Annotated in this window: 21 protein-coding genes and 1 riboswitch; of the genes, 15 read left to right on the top strand and 6 right to left on the bottom strand. The window is 45.4% G+C overall.

Annotated features, from left to right (window positions below):
* The first annotated feature begins 332 nt into the window (after positions 1-332).
* Positions 333-1,130 carry a flagellar motor stator protein MotA gene (motA, locus tag L6I86_RS07300; RefSeq protein ID WP_236285909.1) on the top strand — a complete coding sequence of 266 codons (798 nt, stop codon included), beginning with the start codon at positions 333-335 and terminating at the stop codon, positions 1,128-1,130.
* Positions 1,127-1,933 carry a flagellar motor protein MotB gene (motB, locus tag L6I86_RS07295; RefSeq protein WP_236285908.1) on the top strand — a complete coding sequence of 269 codons (807 nt, stop codon included), beginning with the start codon at positions 1,127-1,129 and terminating at the stop codon, positions 1,931-1,933. The genes motA and motB overlap by 4 nt, the downstream gene beginning before the upstream one ends.
* A gap of 326 nt (positions 1,934-2,259) precedes the next feature.
* Here motB and L6I86_RS07290 read toward each other — a convergent pair whose 3' ends face one another.
* Positions 2,260-4,185 carry a methyl-accepting chemotaxis protein gene (locus tag L6I86_RS07290; RefSeq protein ID WP_236285907.1) on the bottom strand — a complete coding sequence of 642 codons (1,926 nt, stop codon included), beginning with the start codon at positions 4,183-4,185 and terminating at the stop codon, positions 2,260-2,262.
* 271 nt (positions 4,186-4,456) lie between these two features.
* Here L6I86_RS07290 and L6I86_RS07285 point away from each other — a divergent pair, with 271 nt between their 5' ends.
* The 5 genes from L6I86_RS07285 to phoU all read left to right on the top strand — a co-directional run bounded on the left by L6I86_RS07285 (position 4,457) and on the right by phoU (position 8,817).
* Positions 4,457-5,365 carry a phosphate ABC transporter substrate-binding protein gene (locus L6I86_RS07285; RefSeq protein WP_236285906.1) on the top strand — a complete coding sequence of 303 codons (909 nt, stop codon included), beginning with the start codon at positions 4,457-4,459 and terminating at the stop codon, positions 5,363-5,365.
* Between the two features lie 205 nt (positions 5,366-5,570).
* Positions 5,571-6,509 (top strand): phosphate ABC transporter permease subunit PstC, encoded by a 939-nt coding sequence (pstC, locus tag L6I86_RS07280; protein ID WP_056616694.1) that lies wholly within the window; start codon positions 5,571-5,573, stop codon positions 6,507-6,509.
* Positions 6,506-7,363 (top strand): phosphate ABC transporter permease PstA, encoded by an 858-nt coding sequence (gene pstA, locus L6I86_RS07275; RefSeq protein ID WP_056616691.1) that lies wholly within the window; start codon positions 6,506-6,508, stop codon positions 7,361-7,363. The genes pstC and pstA overlap by 4 nt, the downstream gene beginning before the upstream one ends.
* A gap of 3 nt (positions 7,364-7,366) precedes the next feature.
* A complete protein-coding gene (pstB, locus tag L6I86_RS07270; RefSeq protein ID WP_236285905.1) occupies positions 7,367-8,134 on the top strand; it encodes a phosphate ABC transporter ATP-binding protein PstB in 768 nt (255 codons plus the stop codon).
* A 23-nt stretch (positions 8,135-8,157) separates the two neighbouring features.
* Complete coding sequence (phoU, locus tag L6I86_RS07265; RefSeq protein ID WP_056616685.1) at positions 8,158-8,817, top strand: phosphate signaling complex protein PhoU; 660 nt, start codon at positions 8,158-8,160, stop codon at positions 8,815-8,817.
* A 63-nt stretch (positions 8,818-8,880) separates the two neighbouring features.
* Here phoU and L6I86_RS07260 read toward each other — a convergent pair whose 3' ends face one another.
* Positions 8,881-10,452: a response regulator gene (locus L6I86_RS07260; protein WP_236285904.1), complete on the bottom strand. Its 1,572-nt coding sequence runs from the start codon at positions 10,450-10,452 to the stop codon at positions 8,881-8,883.
* A gap of 187 nt (positions 10,453-10,639) precedes the next feature.
* On the opposite strand from L6I86_RS07260, the gene L6I86_RS07255 reads away from it, so the two are divergent.
* Positions 10,640-12,382 (top strand): GGDEF domain-containing protein, encoded by a 1,743-nt coding sequence (locus L6I86_RS07255; RefSeq protein ID WP_236285903.1) that lies wholly within the window; start codon positions 10,640-10,642, stop codon positions 12,380-12,382.
* 18 nt (positions 12,383-12,400) lie between these two features.
* Here the strand turns inward: L6I86_RS07255 and L6I86_RS07250 are convergent, their stop codons facing one another.
* The gene (locus L6I86_RS07250) at positions 12,401-13,150 is read right to left on the bottom strand and encodes an HAD family hydrolase (protein WP_236285902.1); all 750 of its coding nucleotides are present in this window, start codon (positions 13,148-13,150) and stop codon (positions 12,401-12,403) included.
* A gap of 141 nt (positions 13,151-13,291) precedes the next feature.
* Between L6I86_RS07250 and polA the strand changes: the two genes are divergently transcribed.
* From polA to L6I86_RS07225, 5 genes are all read left to right on the top strand, one after another.
* On the top strand, positions 13,292-15,955 hold the full coding sequence (gene polA, locus L6I86_RS07245) for a DNA polymerase I (RefSeq protein WP_236285901.1): 2,664 nt from the start codon (positions 13,292-13,294) through the stop codon (positions 15,953-15,955).
* Positions 15,956-16,011: 56 nt separating this feature from the next.
* Positions 16,012-16,866, top strand: coding sequence for a DNA-formamidopyrimidine glycosylase (gene mutM / locus L6I86_RS07240; RefSeq protein WP_236285900.1), 855 nt, complete (start codon positions 16,012-16,014; stop codon positions 16,864-16,866).
* A gap of 105 nt (positions 16,867-16,971) precedes the next feature.
* The gene (locus L6I86_RS07235) at positions 16,972-17,712 is read left to right on the top strand and encodes an MntP/YtaF family protein (protein WP_236285899.1); all 741 of its coding nucleotides are present in this window, start codon (positions 16,972-16,974) and stop codon (positions 17,710-17,712) included.
* Positions 17,713-17,747: 35 nt separating this feature from the next.
* Positions 17,748-18,344: a dephospho-CoA kinase gene (gene coaE / locus L6I86_RS07230; RefSeq protein ID WP_236285898.1), complete on the top strand. Its 597-nt coding sequence runs from the start codon at positions 17,748-17,750 to the stop codon at positions 18,342-18,344.
* Positions 18,341-18,928 (top strand): lytic transglycosylase domain-containing protein, encoded by a 588-nt coding sequence (locus L6I86_RS07225; RefSeq protein ID WP_236285897.1) that lies wholly within the window; start codon positions 18,341-18,343, stop codon positions 18,926-18,928. The genes coaE and L6I86_RS07225 overlap by 4 nt, the downstream gene beginning before the upstream one ends.
* Before the next feature lie 100 nt (positions 18,929-19,028).
* Here L6I86_RS07225 and L6I86_RS07220 read toward each other — a convergent pair whose 3' ends face one another.
* A complete protein-coding gene (locus L6I86_RS07220; RefSeq protein WP_056616653.1) occupies positions 19,029-19,238 on the bottom strand; it encodes an alpha/beta-type small acid-soluble spore protein in 210 nt (69 codons plus the stop codon).
* Between the two features lie 111 nt (positions 19,239-19,349).
* Here L6I86_RS07220 and nrdR point away from each other — a divergent pair, with 111 nt between their 5' ends.
* Entirely contained in the window at positions 19,350-19,850 is a 501-nt protein-coding gene (nrdR, locus tag L6I86_RS07215; protein ID WP_236285896.1) for a transcriptional regulator NrdR, read from the top strand.
* A 62-nt stretch (positions 19,851-19,912) separates the two neighbouring features.
* On the opposite strand, the gene L6I86_RS07210 is transcribed toward nrdR, so the two are convergent.
* Both L6I86_RS07210 and L6I86_RS07205 read right to left on the bottom strand, forming a co-directional pair.
* Entirely contained in the window at positions 19,913-20,335 is a 423-nt protein-coding gene (locus L6I86_RS07210; protein WP_236285895.1) for a DUF4183 domain-containing protein, read from the bottom strand.
* A gap of 283 nt (positions 20,336-20,618) precedes the next feature.
* Complete coding sequence (locus tag L6I86_RS07205) at positions 20,619-20,807, bottom strand: hypothetical protein (RefSeq protein ID WP_236285894.1); 189 nt, start codon at positions 20,805-20,807, stop codon at positions 20,619-20,621.
* 42 nt (positions 20,808-20,849) lie between these two features.
* Positions 20,850-20,948: riboswitch (cyclic di-GMP riboswitch) on the bottom strand.
* Between the two features lie 84 nt (positions 20,949-21,032).
* On the opposite strand from L6I86_RS07205, the gene L6I86_RS07200 reads away from it, so the two are divergent.
* Positions 21,033-21,206 carry a hypothetical protein gene (locus L6I86_RS07200; RefSeq protein ID WP_236285893.1) on the top strand — a complete coding sequence of 58 codons (174 nt, stop codon included), beginning with the start codon at positions 21,033-21,035 and terminating at the stop codon, positions 21,204-21,206.
* Positions 21,207-21,244: the final 38 nt, after the last annotated feature.

Raw genomic sequence — 21,244 nt, 5'->3', positions numbered from 1 at the left:
CTGGCAAGCTGAAGTTATTATGTCCTATCGTTCCCACAATGGATACCAAGACATACCAATTTTACCACATCGGTTGAATTCTGAGAGAGAGCGAAATAAGAAGGAATTCAATGCAGCTCCACATAATTTAATGAGTAGCGTTCTTCGTCAGGATTCGACCTAATTGGTTCGAAATGATGAACAAATGGGTCTTTCGACCTAATATTTTTACGAAAAAGGATTGTGGTAATGCACAATTAAACTTATTATGAATATAGGACTCAGTTATTGTCGAAAGCTTGCTTGAACAAGTTGGAATTCATAAATCGATTACTTGAAGAGGTGCATGAAGGATGGAGAAATCATCAATTATTGGGATCGTACTTGCTGCTGTATCTATTGGATTTGGGATGGTACTGAAGGGTGCAAGTTTAGCGGCATTATTAAATCCTGCGGCTGCTTTAATTATTTTCGGTGGAACAGCTTCAGCATTGTTCATAGCCTTCTCGCTGGATGAGATCAAGAAAATCCCGGCTTTATTAAAAATCATTTTTACTGAACAGAAATTAATGCCAAAAAAAGAATTGATTGAGACGTTCATTAACTGGGTGAGCATTACGCGTCGGGAGGGACTACTTTCTTTGGAGAAGCAGGCTGAAGAGCTTTCGGATCCTTTTATGAAAAGTGGTATGCGACTGATAATCGATGGGAACGACCCTGACTTCGTGCGCGATGTACTTCTTGAAGATATTGCTGAAATGGAAACGAGACATAAGAAATTTGCGAGCATTTTTACACAAGCAGGTACATATGCGCCTACATTAGGGGTACTTGGTGCCGTTGTCGGACTTATTGCTGCTCTTGGTAACTTGAGTGAAATTGAGAAATTAGGACACTTGATTTCAGCGGCGTTCGTTGCTACCATGTTTGGTATTTTCTTAGGTTATGTTGTGTTCCACCCATTTGCAAACAAGCTTAAGCAGAAGTCCAAGAAAGAAGTGGAAATTAAACTGATGGTCGTAGAGGGATTACTTTCCATCCAATCCGGTGTGTCTGCCAATTCCGTGAAGCAGAAGATGATGATTTTTGTTGCTAACAAAGATCGCGAGTCCTATGAAGCAAGCATGGAGGGGGGGGCATCCGGACAGTGAGTAAAAAAAAGAAGCACGAGGATCATGAAGAACATATCGATGAAACTTGGCTCATTCCCTATGCGGATTTGTTAACTTTACTACTGGCCCTTTTTATTATTCTTTTTGCTTCAACACAGGTGGATCAGAAGAAATATGACACGATCATGCGTTCATTAAACAGTGCTTTCACCGGGGGCGAAGCGCCCTTCGCGATGTCGAATTTAATTCCCATTGATAATGCTGCAAATTCAACGAAAAATAATAATAAGAACCAGAATCCACCCCCAAATGAAGAGAGTAAGCCCGAAAGCCAGCTAGCAGCTAAGCTTCAGAAGGAAGAAAAGGATCTGGAAGAACTAAAGAAAAGTATGGATGCTTTCATTAAAGAGAATAACATGAGTGAACAGCTGACAACCAAGTTGGATAATGAAAAATTGACGATCACAATAAGCGATCGCGCACTGTTCGATTCGGGATCTGCGACGATTAAGCAAGAGTCCCAGAATCTAGCCACATCGATGTCGAATCTACTGGGACAATACCCAGGCTATCAGGTTGAAGTGGCTGGACATACGGATAATATACCGATTCACCGGGCGGATTTTGAAACGAATTGGGATTTAAGCGCCAAGCGTGCTGTGAATTTTATGAAATTGCTGCTCGTTAACACCAAGATTCAGCCAGCGTCTTATTCCTCAGTTGGCTACGGCGAGTATCGCCCAATTGCTGAGAATGCGACAACCGATGGCCGTGCCAAGAATCGCCGAGTCGAAGTGAGCATCCTCCGCAACATCAAAGCAACGGATGAGATTGCGAAATAAATGATTTTCGAAAATGAAAAGAGCTAAGCGGATTAAAACCCGCTTAGCTCTTTTGCTTGTTGGAAGTTAGTCGGAGAAACCGACTAACTCAGTGTCGGAAGCGCTCGCAGGAGGAAGTTAGTCGGGAAAACCGACTAACTCAGTCTCGGAAGCGGTTCGCGGGAGGAAGTTAGTCGGGAAAACCGACTAACTCAGTCTCGAAAGTGGCCCGCGGGAGGAAGTTAGTCGGAGAAACCGACTAACTCAGTGTCGGAAGCGCTCGCAGGAGGAAGTTAGTCGGGAAAACCGACTAACTCAGTCTCGAAAACGGTTGGAGGCTCTATGGGTTACTTAACCCCGACCAATTCTTTCTTTTCTCCTAAACGCTGCTGTTCAGCCTTGCGTTCCTTCTGTTGCTGAACATCACGCTGCTGTTCAAATACGGGCTCTACGTTCAATTCCTGTTCAATGGCTGCGATTTGTTCCACAATTTGTTCCACGATATGCCCTTCAGCCAGATGGATGTCTATTGGCTCATCTACACTAACAACCTCCGCAATTTGAAACTTGCTAATTTCTGCAAAAAGCTGCTGAGCCAGCTCAAGAATATCATCCGACTCTTCGGCAATACGGCGGATCGACGCGTCCTGTTGGATACTGGTCGAGTTCACCTCTTCAACTCCTGCAGCTGTCTCTTGCGCAATAGCGGCAACGAATTGAACGGAATCAACAAGATGATCATTTTTCGATTGGGCTTGCTCGATTTTCTGATGAATCTGCACAATCTGCTCACGGATGACTAACGTCGATTGTTCAATTCTATTGAACGCGCCGAAGGTTTCTTCCACGTGGCTGCTTTGCGTTAGCGCAGATTCACGCGCATCGCCTAGTGAAAGCTGCAGTTCCTGAATCTGTCCCTGCAGCGTCCCGATGATACCGCTTATCGTCTTCGACGATCCGTTCGTTTGCAGGGACAGCTCGCGCACTTCGTCCGCGATCACGGAGAAGCCGCGGCCATGCACGCCGGCTCTGGCCGCTTCGATCGCGGCATTCAACGCAAGAACATTCGTTTGCGTTGAAATTTCCATGATCGAGCGCACGATGGCGCCGATCTGATTCGAGCTAGCGCTGAGCGTCTGCATCGCCGCGTCAACCTTGTGCAGCAGGAGCTGCGATTGCGCAGTCGATGCTTTGAGCGCTTGCACGTACGCAGTACCTTGCTGCGTATCGATAGCTGCCTCGTCGCTGCTGCGTTTCATTTCATGGGTATACGCGCTGATATCGCGGATTTCTTCTTCAAGCTCGGCAATGAGTAATGAGCTGCTCTCTGTTTTCATCGCTTGTTCATCCGCGCCTGTCGAAATCTCGTGGATTGCTTTGAGGATATCTGTATTAGCCGCAGCCGTCAGCTGTGAGAAGCGATGAAATTCATGCGAATGGGCAGATAAGGAAGAAGCGATGCCCTTGGTCGCGCCAAGCATGAGTCTGACCTGTTTAATCATTTGGTCGAAGCTGTTACTTAATTGCCCTAGCTCATCTTTGGCAGAAGAATTAATGGTATGGGTTAAATCCCCGGAGGCAATGCGAGCGACGGCTTTTTGCAGAATGGAAATCGGACGCGTGAACGATGTAATAATGAGAAAAGCGATAACAAGGGTGAGTAAGAACACAACAGCGGAAGCAACCAACATGATCGTACGGCTATTATTGAGTGCTTTGGAGGAGTCAGCGATGGCAGCAGCAGCACCGTCTGCATAGGTTATGTAAAATTTATCGACTAATCCAAAAATGTTATCCTTCAACTCTTGCGATTCACTATATAAGTACAGCAAATTAATCTGAAGATCGGTTGGCTTGATGTTGGGGTCCTGAACCATTTTAGCTGCTGAATCGAAATTGTTAATGTAATCAACAGAGGCTTGGATTAACTGGCTTCGCCATTTTTGTTGATCAGGAGTACTGGCGGTATCGCCTATCTTCTTAATGGAATCATTGTAAGGTTTTCGTTTACTATTGTATTTTTCAATAAATTCGGGTTTCTTCGAAATCTCAAGGCCCGAAGCGATAATGTTCATCTCCTGAACCAAATTCTTAAGCTCTAAGGCCATTACTTTAAGATCTACCTTATCGTTCTGATCGATCATATGCTGCTTGATTTGTGTCACCTGATGAAGATTAAACAGAGCAACGGTTAAGAAAATTACTAATACACCACTGAAGCTTGTGATTAATTTTGCACGCATAGAGAAGTTTGACATCATCAATCTAATCATATGTATTCCTCCTATAAATAGACAAGCTTAGACATTCTTCGTCTAATTACTTATTAATATAGGGGGCTTCTATTAACTAAAGCGTCGAACTATGTAAACGATTTGTAAATTAAAAGTTTTACATTACGTTAACGTTTCGTGGGTTTGTAATTTACATTCGCTTGTTACCATATGGAAGTAAGGTCGTTCGACACACAAGTAGATGGGGATCGAACATAACCAAATCCAGCACATACATTCAAAGGAGGACATGCTAACTATGTTTAACTTCATGTCGAGAAAAGGAATTACATTTACATTATCCGCGGTACTTATGATGGGGACTTTGGTTGGTTGCGGCGCTAAAACAGAGACGAACAACGCAGCAGCAACAACAGCAGCAACGACTGCAGCTTCAGCTTCTGCTAAACCGACAGATGCACCGAAAACAGAGTTGAGCGGCACAGTAACAGCTTCTGGTTCCAGTGCTCTTCTTCCATTGGTTAAACAAGCAGCAACAGAATTTATGGAAAAGAACCCGAAAGTAACCGTTAACGTTACTGCTGGTGGTTCAGGTACAGGAATTAAAAACGTAGCAGACGGAACATCCGACATTGGTAACTCCGACGTAGAACCTGCTGCTGAATATAAAGATAAAGGGCTTGTGGATCACCAAGTAGCAATCGCACCTTTCGCACTCATCGTTAACAAAGATGTTAAAGTAGACAATGTAACAAAAGCACAAGCGGCTGACATCTACATGGGTAAAATCACAAACTGGAAAGACGTTGGCGGCAATGACGCGAAAATCGTTCTTGTTCACCGTCCGGACAGCTCAGGTTCCCGTACACTAGTTAAACAAATTATTTTGGATAACAAAGAATTCACGAAAGACGGTATCACACAAGAAAACAGCGGCGCGATGAAAACAGCAGTTGTTGGTCAATCCGGTTCCATTGGTTATGTTGATACGCCGTATATCGATGACACTGTAAAAGCTTTGAAAATTGATGGCGTAGCATTCTCCGAAGAAAACATCAAAAACGGCACGTACAAATTGTTCGGTGTTGAGCACATGTATACAAAAGGTGAAGCGACAGGTGCTGCTAAAGCATTCATCGACTACATCTCCACAAAAGAATTTCAAGGTAAGCAAGTTCGTGAATTGAAGTTCTTACCAGCTGATTTGTTGAAAAAATAAGATATCCCATCAGGAGCGTCTGCATATTCATGCAGCGCTCTTTTTCTGTGTATGTGTGCGGGGAGATCACTCGCTGCAAGCGCGGAATACCGTGCTTACACGCAAAACTTTTACATTCCCTTAACAATTCATTTACGATCCAATGACATTCGTATTCTATGATAATAGTAAGTCGTGTGTATTGTAGAGAAAGGGGAATCACCCAGTGAATTCCATAGTAGATCAACTTACCAGCAATGTGAAATCAGATGCAAGTCGCCCAGTCGTCACCAAATGGACTCAAAATCAGCATCGGCAAGATAGAATGATGAGGTGGGTGTTTGTTGGCAGTGCTGCTCTAGTTTCTGCAATTATATTCTCAATCATCATTTTCGTAGGTATGCAGGGTATCAAAACCTTTCAAGGTGTGAGTCCTCTCGAATTTTTCTTTTCTACCGATTGGACACCTGGTCAAAATAAATTCGGCGCATTTCCGTTTCTTTACAGCACGTTACTCATGACACTAGTTGCGGTCGTCATTTCCGTTCCGCTCGCCTTATCAGGTGCTTTGTTTATGGCTAAAATAGCACCAAAATGGATGCGTGAGATCATGCGTCCTGCCACGGATCTATTCGTTGGGATTCCTTCAGTTGTTTATGGACTGATCGGGATGACCGTCATTGTACCAGCGTTAGGTAAAATAACAGGTGGCATCGGGTATGGCATTTTGCCAGCAGCGATCATTCTAGCCATTATGATTCTACCTACTATTCTGTCCATTTCCGAAGATGCGATTCGCTCGCTTCCGGGCCGTTTGGAAGAAGCCTCATTGGCACTGGGAGCAACACGGTGGCAAACGATGTGGCGTGTACTCCTGCCAGCAGCGAGACCTGGTATTCTAACAGCGATCATCCTTGGGATGGGCCGCGCGATTGGCGAAACGATGGCCGTGTTCATGGTTATCGGGAACTCACCGCAAATGCCCAAATCGCTTCTCGATTCAACGACAGTACTAACAACCGCCATCGTTAAAGATATGGGGAATACAAATTATGGCTCAACCTGGAATAACGCGCTCTATTTGATGGCTTTGCTTTTACTTGTCATCTCCTTATCCCTCATTCTCATCATTCGTATTGTAGCCAAGAGGAGTGAACTCAAATGACAAGTAAATCAACGGATCGCATCGCAACCATCTATTTCTGGACATCAGGCATCGTCATTATCGGGATTCTGGCATGGTTTCTCGTTCGCATTCTAGGAGATGGCATCCCGCATTTATCCTGGCATTTTATCTTCGGTAAGCCCGAAGAAATCAAAGCCGGCGGTGGCGTAGGACCTCAGCTTTTCAACTCATTCTACGTACTGTTCCTGTCACTTGTGATTTCGATTCCAATCGGTTTATTTTCAGGTATTTACTTAGCCATTTATGCGCAAAAGAATTGGTTCACTGATCTCGTCCGTATTTCCGTAGAGGCACTATCTTCCGTACCATCTATCGTATTTGGTCTTTTCGGATTTCTTCTATTCGCTAACTTGCTAGGACTCAAATTTTCATTAATTGGTGGCGCGGCCACTGTAGCCTTGCTGAATTTGCCCGTCATGGTTCGGGTGACAGAGGAAGCCATTCGGACAGTGCCTGACTCCTATTGGGAGGCTAGCTTGGCGCTAGGCTCAACGAAATGGCAGGCCATTCGTAAGGTGCTCATTCCAGCCGCTTTACCAAGCTTGATTACAGGTATTACGCTAATCGCCGGACGGGCGCTTGGGGAATCCGCGATTCTCATATACACAGCTGGCTTGTCCGTATCGCGCTTTTTCCCAGATTTCAATCCGCTCAAAATGGGAGAGACGCTCTCCGTTCATCTCTGGTACATCGGTGCAGAATCACTTGTTCCTGATGCGAAAGAGATTGCCAAGGGCAGTGCCGCTTTACTCTTAATCGTTGTTCTGATCTTCAATCTGCTGGTTTCGATACCAAGTCGAATCTTACAAAAAAGACTTTCCGGGGGGAAATAACATATGGCTATCGCGACGAAGTACAAAATTAAAGCAGAGAAATTGAATTTGTTTTATGGCGAAAACCAAGCGCTTCACGATATTGATTTGAATATCGAAACAGGATCTATCGCCGCGTTGATCGGTCCTTCGGGTTGCGGGAAATCCACGTTCCTTCGTACGTTGAACCGAATGAATGATCTCATCGATAATGTGCGGATCACAGGGAATGTAGCCGTGAACGGCCACAATATTTATGGCTCCGATTCCGATGTCGTGTCGCTGCGTAAACGTGTGGGTATGGTATTTCAACGTCCAAATCCATTCCCAATGAGTATCTATGATAACATCGCTTATGGTCCAAGAATTCACGGTATCAAGAAGAAAGCTGTGTTAGATGAAATTGTAGAACGCAGTCTCGTACAAGCTGCGCTTTGGGAAGAAGTCAAGGATCGACTGAATAAGTCTGCGATGGGATTATCCGGGGGACAACAGCAACGTTTATGTATCGCACGATTACTCGCTGTCGAACCAGATGTATTGCTGATGGATGAGCCAACATCGGCTTTGGATCCTATTTCAACATTGAAAGTAGAAGAACTAACACAAACGTTAAAAGAGAAATATACGATCATCATCGTGACCCACAACATGCAACAAGCAGCGAGAATCTCAGATAAAACCTCTTTCTTCCTGAACGGTTATTTAGTCGAAACCGACCAAACCGATAAGATCTTCACGAATCCGAATGATCAACGTACAGAAGATTACATTACCGGACGTTTCGGTTAAAACACATAAAGGGAGAGATACACATGGATGCAAGACCAGGGTTTCATCAGTCGTTGGCACTATTGCAGAAGGAATTACAGCAAATGGGAGAAAGTGTGGAGGATTTAATTTACACCTCCGTGGAGTCCCTTGCCAAGCTGGATGAGAAAGCCGCTCAGCAAGTCATCCAGAAGGATGATCTTATTGATGATTATTTAACGACCATTGATGAGCTATGTTTACGATTAATTGCTCTTCAACAACCCATGGCTAGTGATCTGCGAATTATTGGAACGGCTTTGAAGATTGCCACGGACTTGGAACGTATTGCAGATCATGCTGTCGATATCGCGAAGATCACGATTCGTTTTGCTGGTGAAGAGCTGGTGAAGCCACTAGAAGTCATTCCGCAAATGGCGGAAATTGCTATCGAAATGTTGCATGAGAGCCTTCTATCCTATACGGAACGCGATGTACATAGGGCGGCATCGCTGGCCGAGAAGGATGACCGTGTAGATAAGCTGTACAGTACGGTGATGCAGGAGCTGATGGGGATGATGGGTACCGATTATCACCGGAATCGTCAATTGACCCATCTGTTGTTTGTTGCGCACTTCTTGGAGCGTGTGGCAGATCATACCACGAATATCGGCGAAGGTGTCATCTACATGGTTACGGGGAAACGGAAAGATCTGAACGTGTAAGCGACATAGAGAAGGGCCATCTCCAAAAGTAGATTAAATCTACTCTTGGGGATGGCCCTTTTATCATTTGGAATGAAGCGGGAAGCGAATGAAGAAGGTCGTCCCATTTGGACTGGAGCTCACTTCAATCGTAGCGTGATGTCTGGCAGCAATACTATAGCAGATGGCTAAACCGAGTCCAGTGCCTTCATCCTTCGTCGTGAAGAAGGGGCGGCCTAGCTTCTCCAAATGCTCTGTCTTAATGCCACTACCCTGATCAGCAATTAAGAGGACAACGTGTTCAGGCTCCTGATAGGTTTCGATCGATAGCGTTCCGCCTATGCTCATAGCTTCAAGACCATTCATACACATGTTCAGAATAAGCTGCCGCATCTCTTTGTCGTCAAGTTGTATCTCCGGACAATATCCGAATTGACCATTCACATGTTTGCCTGACATGACGGCTTCTGCTTGAATCAGAGGCAGCAAGCTTTCAATGATACGGTTAATACTCTCAGGACGTTGATAGGATTGCTTATTTTTGGCTAGAGAAAGATATTCCGTAATAATATCGTTGGCCCTGTCCAATTCTTCCAACATGATGGGGATATATTCTTTTTGCATATGTCGATCATTTTCTTGAAAGAGTTGAAGGAAGCCACGAATCGTCGTCATCGGATTCCGAATTTCATGTGCGATACCCGCGGCCATTTCGCCGACTAGGTTTAACTGAGCAAGGCGCGCCATTTCGGTTTCAAATCGAAGACTTTCCGTAATATCAACTGCGACATGGAGCAAGCAATTTTCATCCTCGATATCGATGATCTCTGTGGATAGGAGCGCAGTCCGAATGTCGCCAGATTTGGTAACGTAACGAACTTTCTCATTACGGACAATATCGCCATATTTAGTGGAATTATTAAGATCGTCACGCAATAGATTCAAGGCTGTGCCAATAACCTCGTCTCCATAGCCTGTATGCTGCTTCCAGCTTTCATTAACATCCAGATAGGTAAGATCAGGTAAACGGCGAATGGCCATTAAGGAAGGGGAGAGGATGAACATTTTTTTGAAATGTTCTTGGGAGTTCATAAGCTTCTCATGGGCATCGACCAGCTCAGATGTACGCTCTTCGACCCAATTCTCGAGAAGTAAGTTTTGCTCTATTAACTTCTCCTCAGCTTCTGCCAGCTTGCGATTCGTTTCTTCAAGATCTAATGTACGTTTATGTAAAAGCTCGCTTTGAGCTTTCAGCTTCTGATGGTTCAGATGCATATTAACAAAGCCATCCACCTTCATGCGCAGCATTTTGGGATGTACAGGTTTAAATAAGTAATCAATCGAACCCACATGATAGCCTCGCAAAACATGCTCAATCGAGGTGCTCAAGGCGGTTAAGAATATAATTGGGATATCTTGGCAGGCTTTCCGTTGCTTTATTAATTCTACGGTTTCAAAACCGCTAAGCCCTGGCATCTGCACATCCATCAAAATAACTGCAATATGGTCAGCAGGTTCTTTTAATAAATAGCGAAGTGCTTCCTCCCCTGATTGTAAAGAAATAACGTCATAGGAAGAAGAGGCCAGAATGCTATTCAGAGCCAGCAAGTTTTCATAGCGATCATCTACCGCCAAGATTTTTACTTGTTGTTCCATCGGATGTCCTTTCCGCACGAGATCTGCTATACGCACCTACAATCCATACCTCACCTTTTCGAGGAAAAAGTGTAATTCCCTCTTTTTTTCTTAAAGTCTTTACATACATTTTACATATGGTTAATCTTACCTATCATTTGATTTGCTAGACTTGGGGTAGATGCAGAAATAGATGAGGATGATGGACATGTTTACTCAGTCAGAAGTCGCGATAGAGTTTCATAAGTTGATAGAAGAACAACGGATTTCTTCCGTTTATCAACCAATTGTATCCTTGCAAGATGGACAAGTGATGGGGTATGAAGCTTTAACTCGCGGTCCGGTGGACGGCCCTTTCCATTCGCCGCTCGCGATGTTTCAGTATGCGGAGCAGCAAGGTGAGCTATATCGTCTAGAGCGGCTAGCACGTGAGAAGGCGATACAAGGTTCCATTTTGGAACACGGACAGCAATTGTTATTTATTAATATCTCGTCACACGTTTTAGAGGATCCTGGCTTTATTCCAGGTAAGACGCTTGAGATTCTTCAGCAGTATGGACTTCGTCCGAGCAATGTCGTATTCGAAATTACGGAAAGAAGTTCGATCGAGGACTTCACTTTGGCTAAGAAAATTTTAGCTCATTATCGGACACAGGGTTATCGCATTGCGATTGATGACGCGGGGGCAGGATATTCTTCACTCCAAGCGATTGCCGAGCTTCAGCCTGATTTTATTAAAATCGATCGTTCATTGATTGAAAATATTCATTTGAATAAAGTGAAAGCTTATATTCTCGAAACCTTCGTCACCTTTGCTCAGAAAATGAACATTTCGTTGATCGCTGAGGGCATTGAACAAGTAGAGGAGCTAGCCAAATTAACTCAAATGGGTGTGCATTATGCGCAAGGCTTTTTACTCGGGAGACCTTCTACATCCATTGCGACTGTTCAAGACACGCATAAAATGACCATTTGGCAGCATCGCAACGTACAAGGGAGCACTATGACTTGGCATATTGGCGAGCTGAAAACACCCGTTGGTGTGTTCCATACGAAAGTGCAAATTTCTGAAATTGCGGAGTTTTTCAAAAAAAATCAAGAGGCAGTCGGGGTTGTCATTGTTCATGACGATGAGCCGCGCGGACTTATGATGAGAGATCGCTTATTCCAGCATTTGGCTGGTCAATATGCTTACTCCCTGTACTGGAATCGCACGATTGATAGTGTGATGGATGCTTCTCCCTTAATCGTAGACGAGTTAACGCCTGTGGAGCAAGTGTCCCAGTTAGCAACTTCACGTGCGATTCATCATTTATACGACCTTGTCATCATTACTAGTCAGGGGAAAATGGCAGGTTCAGCATCCATACGAACGATATTAGAGAGTATTACGAATGTGAAAATGGAATCAGCACGCGTCGCGAATCCACTAACAGGCCTTCCGGGGAATTTGCAAATTAATCGGGAATTGAACAAACGAATAACGGCGAGAGTGCCATTTCATGTGATCTATGCGGATTTGGATTATTTTAAATGGTACAATGACCGTTTTGGTTTTCAAAAAGGGGATCAATTAATTCAGTATATGGCGGACTTAATGCAGCAAGCCATCGCTTTCTATGGAACACCAAGCGATTTTGTCGGTCATGTGGGCGGTGATGATTTTATTGCGATATCCACCTCGTTATCACCGAAACTCTTGTGTCAGGAAATCATCAATCGCTTCGAAACCGGAGTCCGTATGTTCTATGAAGGCGAAGATTGGGAGTATGTGGTGGATCGGGGGGGCCAGCAAGTGAAAAGCGAAGGGGTCACGGTGTCCTTATCTTTAGTCATCTGCAGCTGTGAGTCCCCTATTTCACTAGACTATATTTCTCAAACAGCGGCTCAACTCAAAAAGAAAGCGAAGGCGCATCAAGGCAGTATTTATTGTTTCCAAACGATTGGCTAACGAATGCTGTGAAGAGTTTCAGAACGTATAGATTAGTTGTTTAAATGAACGAACGATGATCACTTTCTGCTTCCCAATCCGCCTCTCAGAGATTTTCTTAATATTGGCTGGGTGAATCCAGACCGCATCCATCCCAGTAGAAGCCGCACCTACCACATCATTACGCCATGAATTCCCAACCATCACACTCTGGCCCGCAGCCGTGTTCATCGATTTCAGGGCTTGCTCAAAAATCGCGGGATGCGGCTTCCGTGGTCCATCATTCTCCGTTGTAAATAAACGCTCTTGGTCGAACCAGGAGGTCAGCTTCATTTTCTCCAAATTACGTTGTAGTCGATTTCGATTTCCATTGCTGATAATCGCCAACTTATATTGACGTGCCAGCAGCTCTAGTGTGTCTTCTACCCCTGGAAATAAAGCAACGAAATTGTCCTCTTTCTCTTCGATTTGATTGAAAAAGGATCGCGTAAACGCCGTGCTCACTTGCATCGGAAATGGATGGAGTGCTTTGATTAAACAAATATGCCGCAACTCGTCTGGCGAGATAGGGCTTCGGATAGGCGTTTTGCGATGGCGGCTCCACTCGGACTTATAGCTAAGCAGTGCCTCTTGCGCGGTCAGTTTCGAATCCTCTGTTTCCCACCGTGCCGTGAAATCCTGCATAACTTCAAGAAAAGCGGAGTCGAAGCATTGTCTGCGATCAAGGATCGTGTTATTCATATCAAAAAATATAACCTTTTTACGTGTGGGTGAGAAAAAAGGACTCATACGGAGAACCTCCTTCTGAAGACCTGACCGTCCTAACTTGTAAAATTTCGGCTCCTTACATGTTTATGTAGGGAACCGTTTTTTTATTTTAATTTCGTATGCTATGATGAAGGAAGTATGTTTAAAATTGGGGTGGAACTTATGGATAAGCTTATTATTATTGATGGGAACTCAATCGCGTTTCGTGCCTTCTATGCGTTACCTTTGCTGAGTAATTCAAGCGGTTTACATACCAATGCGGTATATGGATTTACGACCATGCTGCTGAAATTGATTGAAGAAGAAAAGCCAACCCATTTTCTTGTTGCATTTGATGCGGGGAAAATTACGTTCCGACATAAAGAATATACCGAGTATAAAGGCGGTCGTGCGAAAACGCCGACAGAGCTTTCCGAACAATTTCCTTTGATTAAAGAATTGCTGAAGGCTTTCAAAATCCCGCAATTCGAGCTATCTGGCTATGAAGCGGATGATATTATCGGCACGTTGACGAAAGAAGCGGATGCGAGAGGGGAGAAAGTTCTCCTCGTGTCTGGTGATAAAGATATGCTCCAACTTGCCTCTGAGCAAGTGACGGTTGCGATTACCCGCAAGGGAATCAGCGAGATGGATCGCTTCGATCCTGAAGCCATTAAAGAGAAATACGGGCTTACGCCGGATCAAATCATTGATTTGAAAGGTCTCATGGGCGATACGTCCGATAATATTCCGGGTATTCCCGGCGTTGGTGAGAAGACGGCTCTTAAAATGCTGCATGACTTTGGCACGGTCGAAGAAGTGTTGGCAAACACAGCAAGTCTGAAAGGCAAAATGAAAGAGAAAGTGGAAGAGCATGCCAAGAGTGCACTCATGAGCAAAGAGCTGGCCACTATTTACCGTGAAGTCCCGATGGAAACAGCTTGGGAATCGTTCCGTTATGATGGCTTCGATGGACAAGCGTTATCCAGTATGTTTCGCAAGCTGGAGTTCAAGTCGCTGCTGGAGAAGATGGATTTCGGTTCTGTCAGCGTAGAAGCTGAAGATCTCGTCATCGAAAGTCTGGAAGCCGTTGCGGTTACAGAAGCTAATATGGGTGAGTTGGTTGCCAAATTGGACGACCATGCCGCGATCCATGTGGAAGCGGTTGGTGAGAATCCACATCAAGCGGTGATGGTTGGGGTTGTGTGGTTTATCGATGATGGTGCTGCCAACACTTCGTATTATGTGCCGTTTGCCCTGCTGCAAAGCGAAGCAGGTAAGCCGCTGCGCGATTGGCTCGGCGATGCTTCCAAGAAGAAGCAGCTCTTCGACCTGCACCGCGCGCAGCTGGCGCTGGCTTGGCAGGGCATCCACCTAGCAGGGGTGGATTTCGACGTGCTGCTGGCCGCTTATCTCCTTGATCCGACGGAGTCGAATCTCAGCTTGAGCGGTCTGTCGGTGAAGTACGGTCTGCCTTCTGTGAAGGCAGACGAGGATGTGTTCGGCAAAGGCGCGAAGTTTCGCCTGCCGGAACTCGCTGCGCTTAGCGACCACGTGGGTCGCAAAGCGATGGCGATGGCGCGCATGGTGCCCGTGCTGCGCGATGAATTAGAGAAGAGTGAGATGCATCAACTCTTCTACGAGCTTGAATTGCCTCTCTCCGGCGTTCTCGCGGAGATGGAGATGCGCGGCATCGCGGTGGATGCCGAGGGGCTCAAAACGCTCGGCGTGGAGCTTGGGAAGCAGCTGGACACGATCATGTCCAGCATTTACAAGCTCGCCGGCGTCGAGTTCAACATCAACTCACCGAAGCAGCTCGGTGAGGTTCTGTTTGAGAAGCTGGGACTGCCAGCTTCGAAGAAGACCAAGACCGGCTATTCGACGGATGCCGAGGTGCTGGAACGTCTTGCGCCCTACAACGAAGTTGTCGGGCAGATCTTGCACTACCGTTCGCTAGCGAAGCTGCAGTCGACGTATGTCGAGGGGCTGCTCAAAGAGGTCCGGCCAGAGACCGGTAAGGTGCACACCTATTACCGGCAGACGATTGCCGCGACGGGACGACTAAGCAGCCAGTTCCCGAACCTCCAGAACATTCCGATTCGTCTGGAGGAAGGCCGCAAGATCCGCAAAGTCTTTGTTCCATCCGAGCCTGGATGGTACATTCTTGCTGCGGATTACTCTCAGATCGAGCTGCGCGTGCTAGCGCACATCTCGCAAGATGAGAAGCTGAAGGAAGCATTCCTTCAGAATATGGACATTCACACGAAGACCGCGATGGACGTCTTCGGTGTGGAAGAAAGCGCCGTTGACAGCAATATGCGCCGTCAAGCGAAAGCCGTTAACTTCGGAATCGTATACGGAATCAGCGACTACGGCCTGTCACAGAACTTAGATATTACCCGTCGGGAAGCCGCTCAGTTCATTGAACAGTATTTCGCGGTGTTCCAAGGGGTTCGTCGATATATGGATGAAATCGTCAAGGATGCTCGTCGTGACGGATACGTAACCACGTTGCTTCAGCGTCGACGCTTATTGCCCGAAATTACGCATTCGAACTTTAATATACGTTCATTCGCAGAGCGTACGGCCATGAATACGCCGATCCAAGGGACAGCGGCAGATATTATCAAGCTTGCCATGGTTCAAATGGCAGATCGCTTGGTGAAAGAAGGGCTGAAGAGCCGCATGCTGCTTCAAGTACACGATGAGCTTGTCTTTGAAGTGCCAGCTGATGAGCTGGAAACGATGAAGGAGCTGGTGCCTGAAGTCATGGCAGCTGCGCTGAAGCTGGACGTTCCTTTACGTGCAGATGTTGATTTCGGTCTAACTTGGTATGATGCGAAGTAACAAGGGGTCTAGTGGTATGAACTGCCGCTCCCAACACCTAGAAGGAGGTGCGCACCTTGCCTGAGCTACCCGAGGTGGAAACCGTCAAACGAACACTGAATGAGTTAATTACAGGAAAAACGATCGCCCATGTTGAGGTTAGACTGCCTCGTATTATCCAAAAGCCGGACGATATTCAGCAGTTTGAAACGCTGCTGCAAGGACAAACCATTGAAACGATTGAACGAAGAGGGAAGTTTCTTCGCTTCGTGCTCACGGATTATGTGATGGTCTCCCATTTGCGTATGGAAGGTCGCTATGGCTTGTACGCAGGCGATGATCCGCTAGAGCCGCATACGCATGTTTTGTTCCGTTTTACAGATGAAAGTGAGCTGCGGTACAAGGATGTGCGGCAATTCGGCACGATGCACTTGTTTCCGAAGGGGGATGAGCTTACGCAGCCACCATTGGTGAAGCTCGGTCTTGAGCCGCTCGATGAGGCGTTCACCCTCGAAGCATTCCGCGGGGTGATTGGTCATCGAGCTACGAAGATCAAGCCGTTGCTGCTCAATCAAGCATATATCGTGGGTATCGGGAATATTTATGTAGACGAGTCCCTCTTCTTAGCGGGGATCCATCCCGAACGGGAAGCTTCCTCACTGAGTAAGAAGGAGTTAGCCTTGTTGCATGAGGCGATTATTCGTACCCTCCAAGAATCCGTTGAGGTAGGCGGATCATCCATTAAATCCTATGTGAATGGACAAGGCGAAATCGGCCTTTTCCAGCACCAATTAAACATTTATGGCAGACAATCACAGCCATGCAAAACGTGCGGCCAGGAGATTGTGAAAACCGTCGTGGGAGGCAGAGGGACACACATATGTCTCACTTGTCAACCTTTGAAGCCCAAGCGGTCGCGAAAGAAGTCCTGAGAAATAGGCACGAGAAGCGTACCCTCCCCATATGATATGGAGTACTTAGCCTAGGTAACAGCCCATATGGCTTGTTATTTGGGTAAAACGCTTAGGAGGGTTTGTATGCTTCCTGTCATATCTCTGCTCATTTTGGCATTTGCAGTTTCTTTGGACGGTTTCGGTGTTGGTGTGATGTATGGGTTACGTAAAATACGAATACCCCTTATCTCAATTGGAATTATATCGCTTTGGTCTGGTATCATTATTTTTACTTCGATGCAGATCGGCGTTTTGATGTCTTCCTTCATGTCCCCTGGGTTTGCTAAGCGGATAGGGGCGCTCATTTTAATCGGTATTGGCGTTTGGGCTCTTGTTCAAATGAGACAAGGGCAGAAAAACCAAACGCAACAAGAGCAAACAGCTGCAACGGCAGATCAAGCGATGGTTAGCAGCATGCCTTATGGAGAGATTCGCAACTCTGGTTACGTGGAGCCGGTGACGTTCGATACGTTACAGCGGACCAAAGAGATTCTAAGTATTGAGCTGAAACGTTTTGGGCTAGTGATTCAAATTTTACGAACGCCTTCCATAGCGGACGTAGATAAATCAGGCAATATTTCAGCCTCTGAGGCTACTTTGCTCGGCTTAGCGCTGTCTTTGGATGCCTTCGGAGCGGGAATCGGCGCTGCGCTTATTGGCTTCGTGCCGTTACTGACGGCTTCCGTCATTTCAATTTCAAGCGGCTCCTTACTTGCAGTCGGCTTGCGGATTGGTTTCCGATATGCAGAAATGAACTGGATGAAGAAGCTGTCTATTCTCCCAGGCTGTGTACTTATTGTCATGGGACTTTTGAAAATGCTATAGTTCACTCACAATGAACCTTTAGGAGAGAATCGCTTATGAATATCGGCTTAACTGGAGGTATTGCTTGTGGAAAAAGTACGGTTAGCCGCATGCTCGTTAGCCGTGGCGCACTTTTAATCGACGCCGATCAGATCGCTCGTGATGTCGTCGAGCCTGGCAGCCCTGTTCTCGAACAGGTTGCTGCGCATTTTGGACAAGCTGTGATTGGACCCGATGGATCTTTGCAACGTAAGAAGCTTGGTGAAATTATCTTTGGATCGCCTGAAGCGAGAAAGCAGCTAGATGGCTTGTTGCATCCCCCAATTCGGGCAAAGATGCGTGAACAAATGACTTTGTATGAACGGGACTTCCCCACCAAACTGGTGGTGGTCGATGTTCCTTTACTCATAGAATCGAATCTGGTCTCAATGTTTGAGGAGATCATGGTTGTTTACATTCCGCGTCACTTGCAATTGGAGCGCCTGATGCAGCGAGATGGCTTGTCAGCCGAGAATGCTCAGCTTCGACTTGATGCACAGATGTCGATTGAGGAAAAACGAAAGCTAGCCGATATCGTGATTGACAATAGCGGAACTTGGGAAGAAACCAACATGAGGGTGGAGCTGTTCTGGGTAGGGAAGGGATTGGCATGACGTTCTTTCGGAAAAAACGAATGTTTGCTCTTCTGCTTATCGCATTTATCATGATTCTCTTCATGAATAGCGCAATTATAGGTAGAAAGCTATATCCCATCTACTTTCAGCAGGAGATTAAGCAAAGCGCGGCGAAACACAATATAGACCCATTTCTAATTGCAGCTATTATTCGCGTCGAAACGAATTATAAATATCATTTAGAATCAAGCAAAGGGGCATTAGGGCTCATGCAGCTTATGCCTGATACCGCTGACTGGATTGTTGAATCCTCGAATCTAGGGCCTCATACACAAGAAGATTTGCTTCGAGTTGATATTAATATTTATTTAGGGTCATGGTATCTTAATTGGTTAATTAAGCATTATAATGGGAATTTAGTCTATGCCATTGCAGCGTATAATGCAGGTCAAGGTAATGTGAATAAATGGAAAAACGGTAACGTTTGGGACGGTTCTGAAGACAATATTCGTGATATTCCATTTGGTGAAACCCGTCATTATGTGCAGCGTGTTCTTTATTACTATGAGAAGTATACGAAGCTATACACGGACACGGAGCAATGGCAGGGTGCAGATGCTTAAGTTAGCCCCACAAAACAAAGAAGCATTGGACTAGCTCCGAGTGGAGCGCAAAGTCCAATACTTCCTGTTTTGCAGAGTCAAAAGCGTGTGTTATTCAAGATTACTTGAATTGACCTGCTAGAGATTGTTCTGCGATTTGCACCAGGCGACGAGTAATGCTACCACCAATAGATCCAGTTTCACGAGAAGTCATGTTGCCATAGTAGCCATCTTGTGGGATAGCGATACCTAGCTCCTGAGCTACCTCGTACTTCAACTGATCCAAGGCTGCATTAGCTTGTGGAACGACTAAAGTGTTGCTTGAGCTCATGTCTGTTCACCTCCTTGTCGGTTGGTAAATCTATTGTGTGCAGAACTCCAAACTTCAAGACATGTAACATATGGTAAAGATATTCTCAAGTGAGAAAGGAGATGAAAGCGAATGAAATGCCCGTTCTGTGACCATTCTGGTACGAAAGTGCTTGATTCCAGGTCTGCCAATGAGAATAAATCCATTCGTCGGCGCCGTGAATGCGAGAAATGCGCGCGAAGATTCACAACTTTCGAAATGGTAGAAGAAACACCTTTAATTGTGATTAAAAAAGATGGAAGTCGGGAAGAATTTAGTCGAGAGAAAATTTTACGAGGCTTAATTCGTGCTTGTGAAAAAAGACCTGTTTCCATGGAGCGGCTAGAAATGCTTGTCTCCGAAGTCGAAATGCAGCTTCGTACGACGGCACATGCTGAAGTCGATAGCCTTGGCATTGGTGAAATTGTGATGGAGCAATTGTACCCCGTCGATGAAGTGGCCTACATTCGCTTCGCCTCTGTATATAGGCAGTTCAAGGACATTAACATGTTTTTGAAGGAGTTAACGCAAATATTGGGAAAGCATGATGTCGGGCTGCTTCGAGACAAAAAAGCAGCAACTGCATGCTTCTAAGTAAAAGCCGCGTCATCTCATGAATGATTTCATGAGATGACGCGGCTTTATTTGTTTTTGAGCTAATTCGTATGAATCGTTGTTGTGACTACCAGATTGTTCGTAGTTGATGTGGAGGAAGAGGCGGCTGTGAATGATAATGTTTCTAAATTGACAGTGACGCCAATCGTGAGTCCAGTATTAATGACTAAACTGGCAGTTGATAAAGTCGTCAAGTAGCCTAAGAGAAGGGCACCATTTACAAATACGTTGTAATACCCATTGCTTCCAGGAACCGTAAGGCTATTGGCAGGCAGGTTAGCGCCTGTATCGTCTCTAAAGCTTGAGGAAAGAATCGTTGTCACGCCTCCGAGAATGTTCCCTAATACCACATTAGCTGTGAATCGTTTGACAGACGGGGTAAGGGTCGTGGTCGTCGTTGTTGTAATACTTCCTGTAACTACACTAGTCGCTGTCAAGTGGAGGGTAATCAAGTGTTCGCTCATGGTTGTCCTCCTTTCAGGAAGTGAACATATCCTATTCTAGTATTTGTTATATGATATGTTAGAGACAGCTAGTTTGCTTGGGAAAATTTGAGGGTGACACGAATTGATTTGTTTTTTTTCGAAATGTGACAAAAAATAAACAAAAGACAGCGGCAGATGCGCTGTCTTTTGTTGCTTCATCGGAGAAAAGTCAATAACGACGCGCTCTCATGAGCTTTTGAAAAAAAATTATTCTCATGACATCAACCGACTGTATTTTTGAGAGCGATAAGGCATAATTCGGTTATTGAGTGCGTTTGTCCAATTCACTTCGCAGAAAATGAATAAATCGGACGGCTTCATCAGATGTTAATAGGTTGCCGCTGAATGAAAAGGAGAACATGTCCAAAATATCATCATCAGGGAGATGCAAGTTATCGATTAAATGCTTTACGTCTATGCTCATGTTGCCGTCAATTACCATTTTATTCATGAAGCTGATTCCTCCTTTGTCGTACTGCCATTATCGGATGGAGGCGGTAGCTGGCTGACATATTGGACACTAGACAGGATTGCCAATTTAGTCCCTTTAGCTTTGCGTCACCACTTTTCAGCGGTTTTGCCCTTATCATACCGATAACGTCTTATATGAAAACTATATCACAGGTTAGGTTTAACGTGCTATTAATTACATTAATTCGAAGGATGGTTGAAGCATATGTCCGTCAATAGCCCAAAGTCTAGTAAAATTATTCATGAATTGGATATTGTTAAGGTGGCGGAGGCGCTTGGTCTGGATCAAGCTCGTTTACTCGCTTATGTCTATAATCGTCCAGAGGCTATTCACGCTTATGTGCTAGATGAGCCAACTGCTCCTTCGGATCCTTCCTAAATGTAAAAAAGCACCGCAACATGGAAGTTGCAGTGCCT

The organism is Paenibacillus allorhizoplanae, from assembly GCF_927798215.1.
GTDB lineage: Bacteria > Bacillota > Bacilli > Paenibacillales > NBRC-103111 > Paenibacillus_E > Paenibacillus_E allorhizoplanae.
Note: the sequence above shows the minus strand (reverse complement) of the source record. Positions and strands in the feature narration are given on the sequence as shown.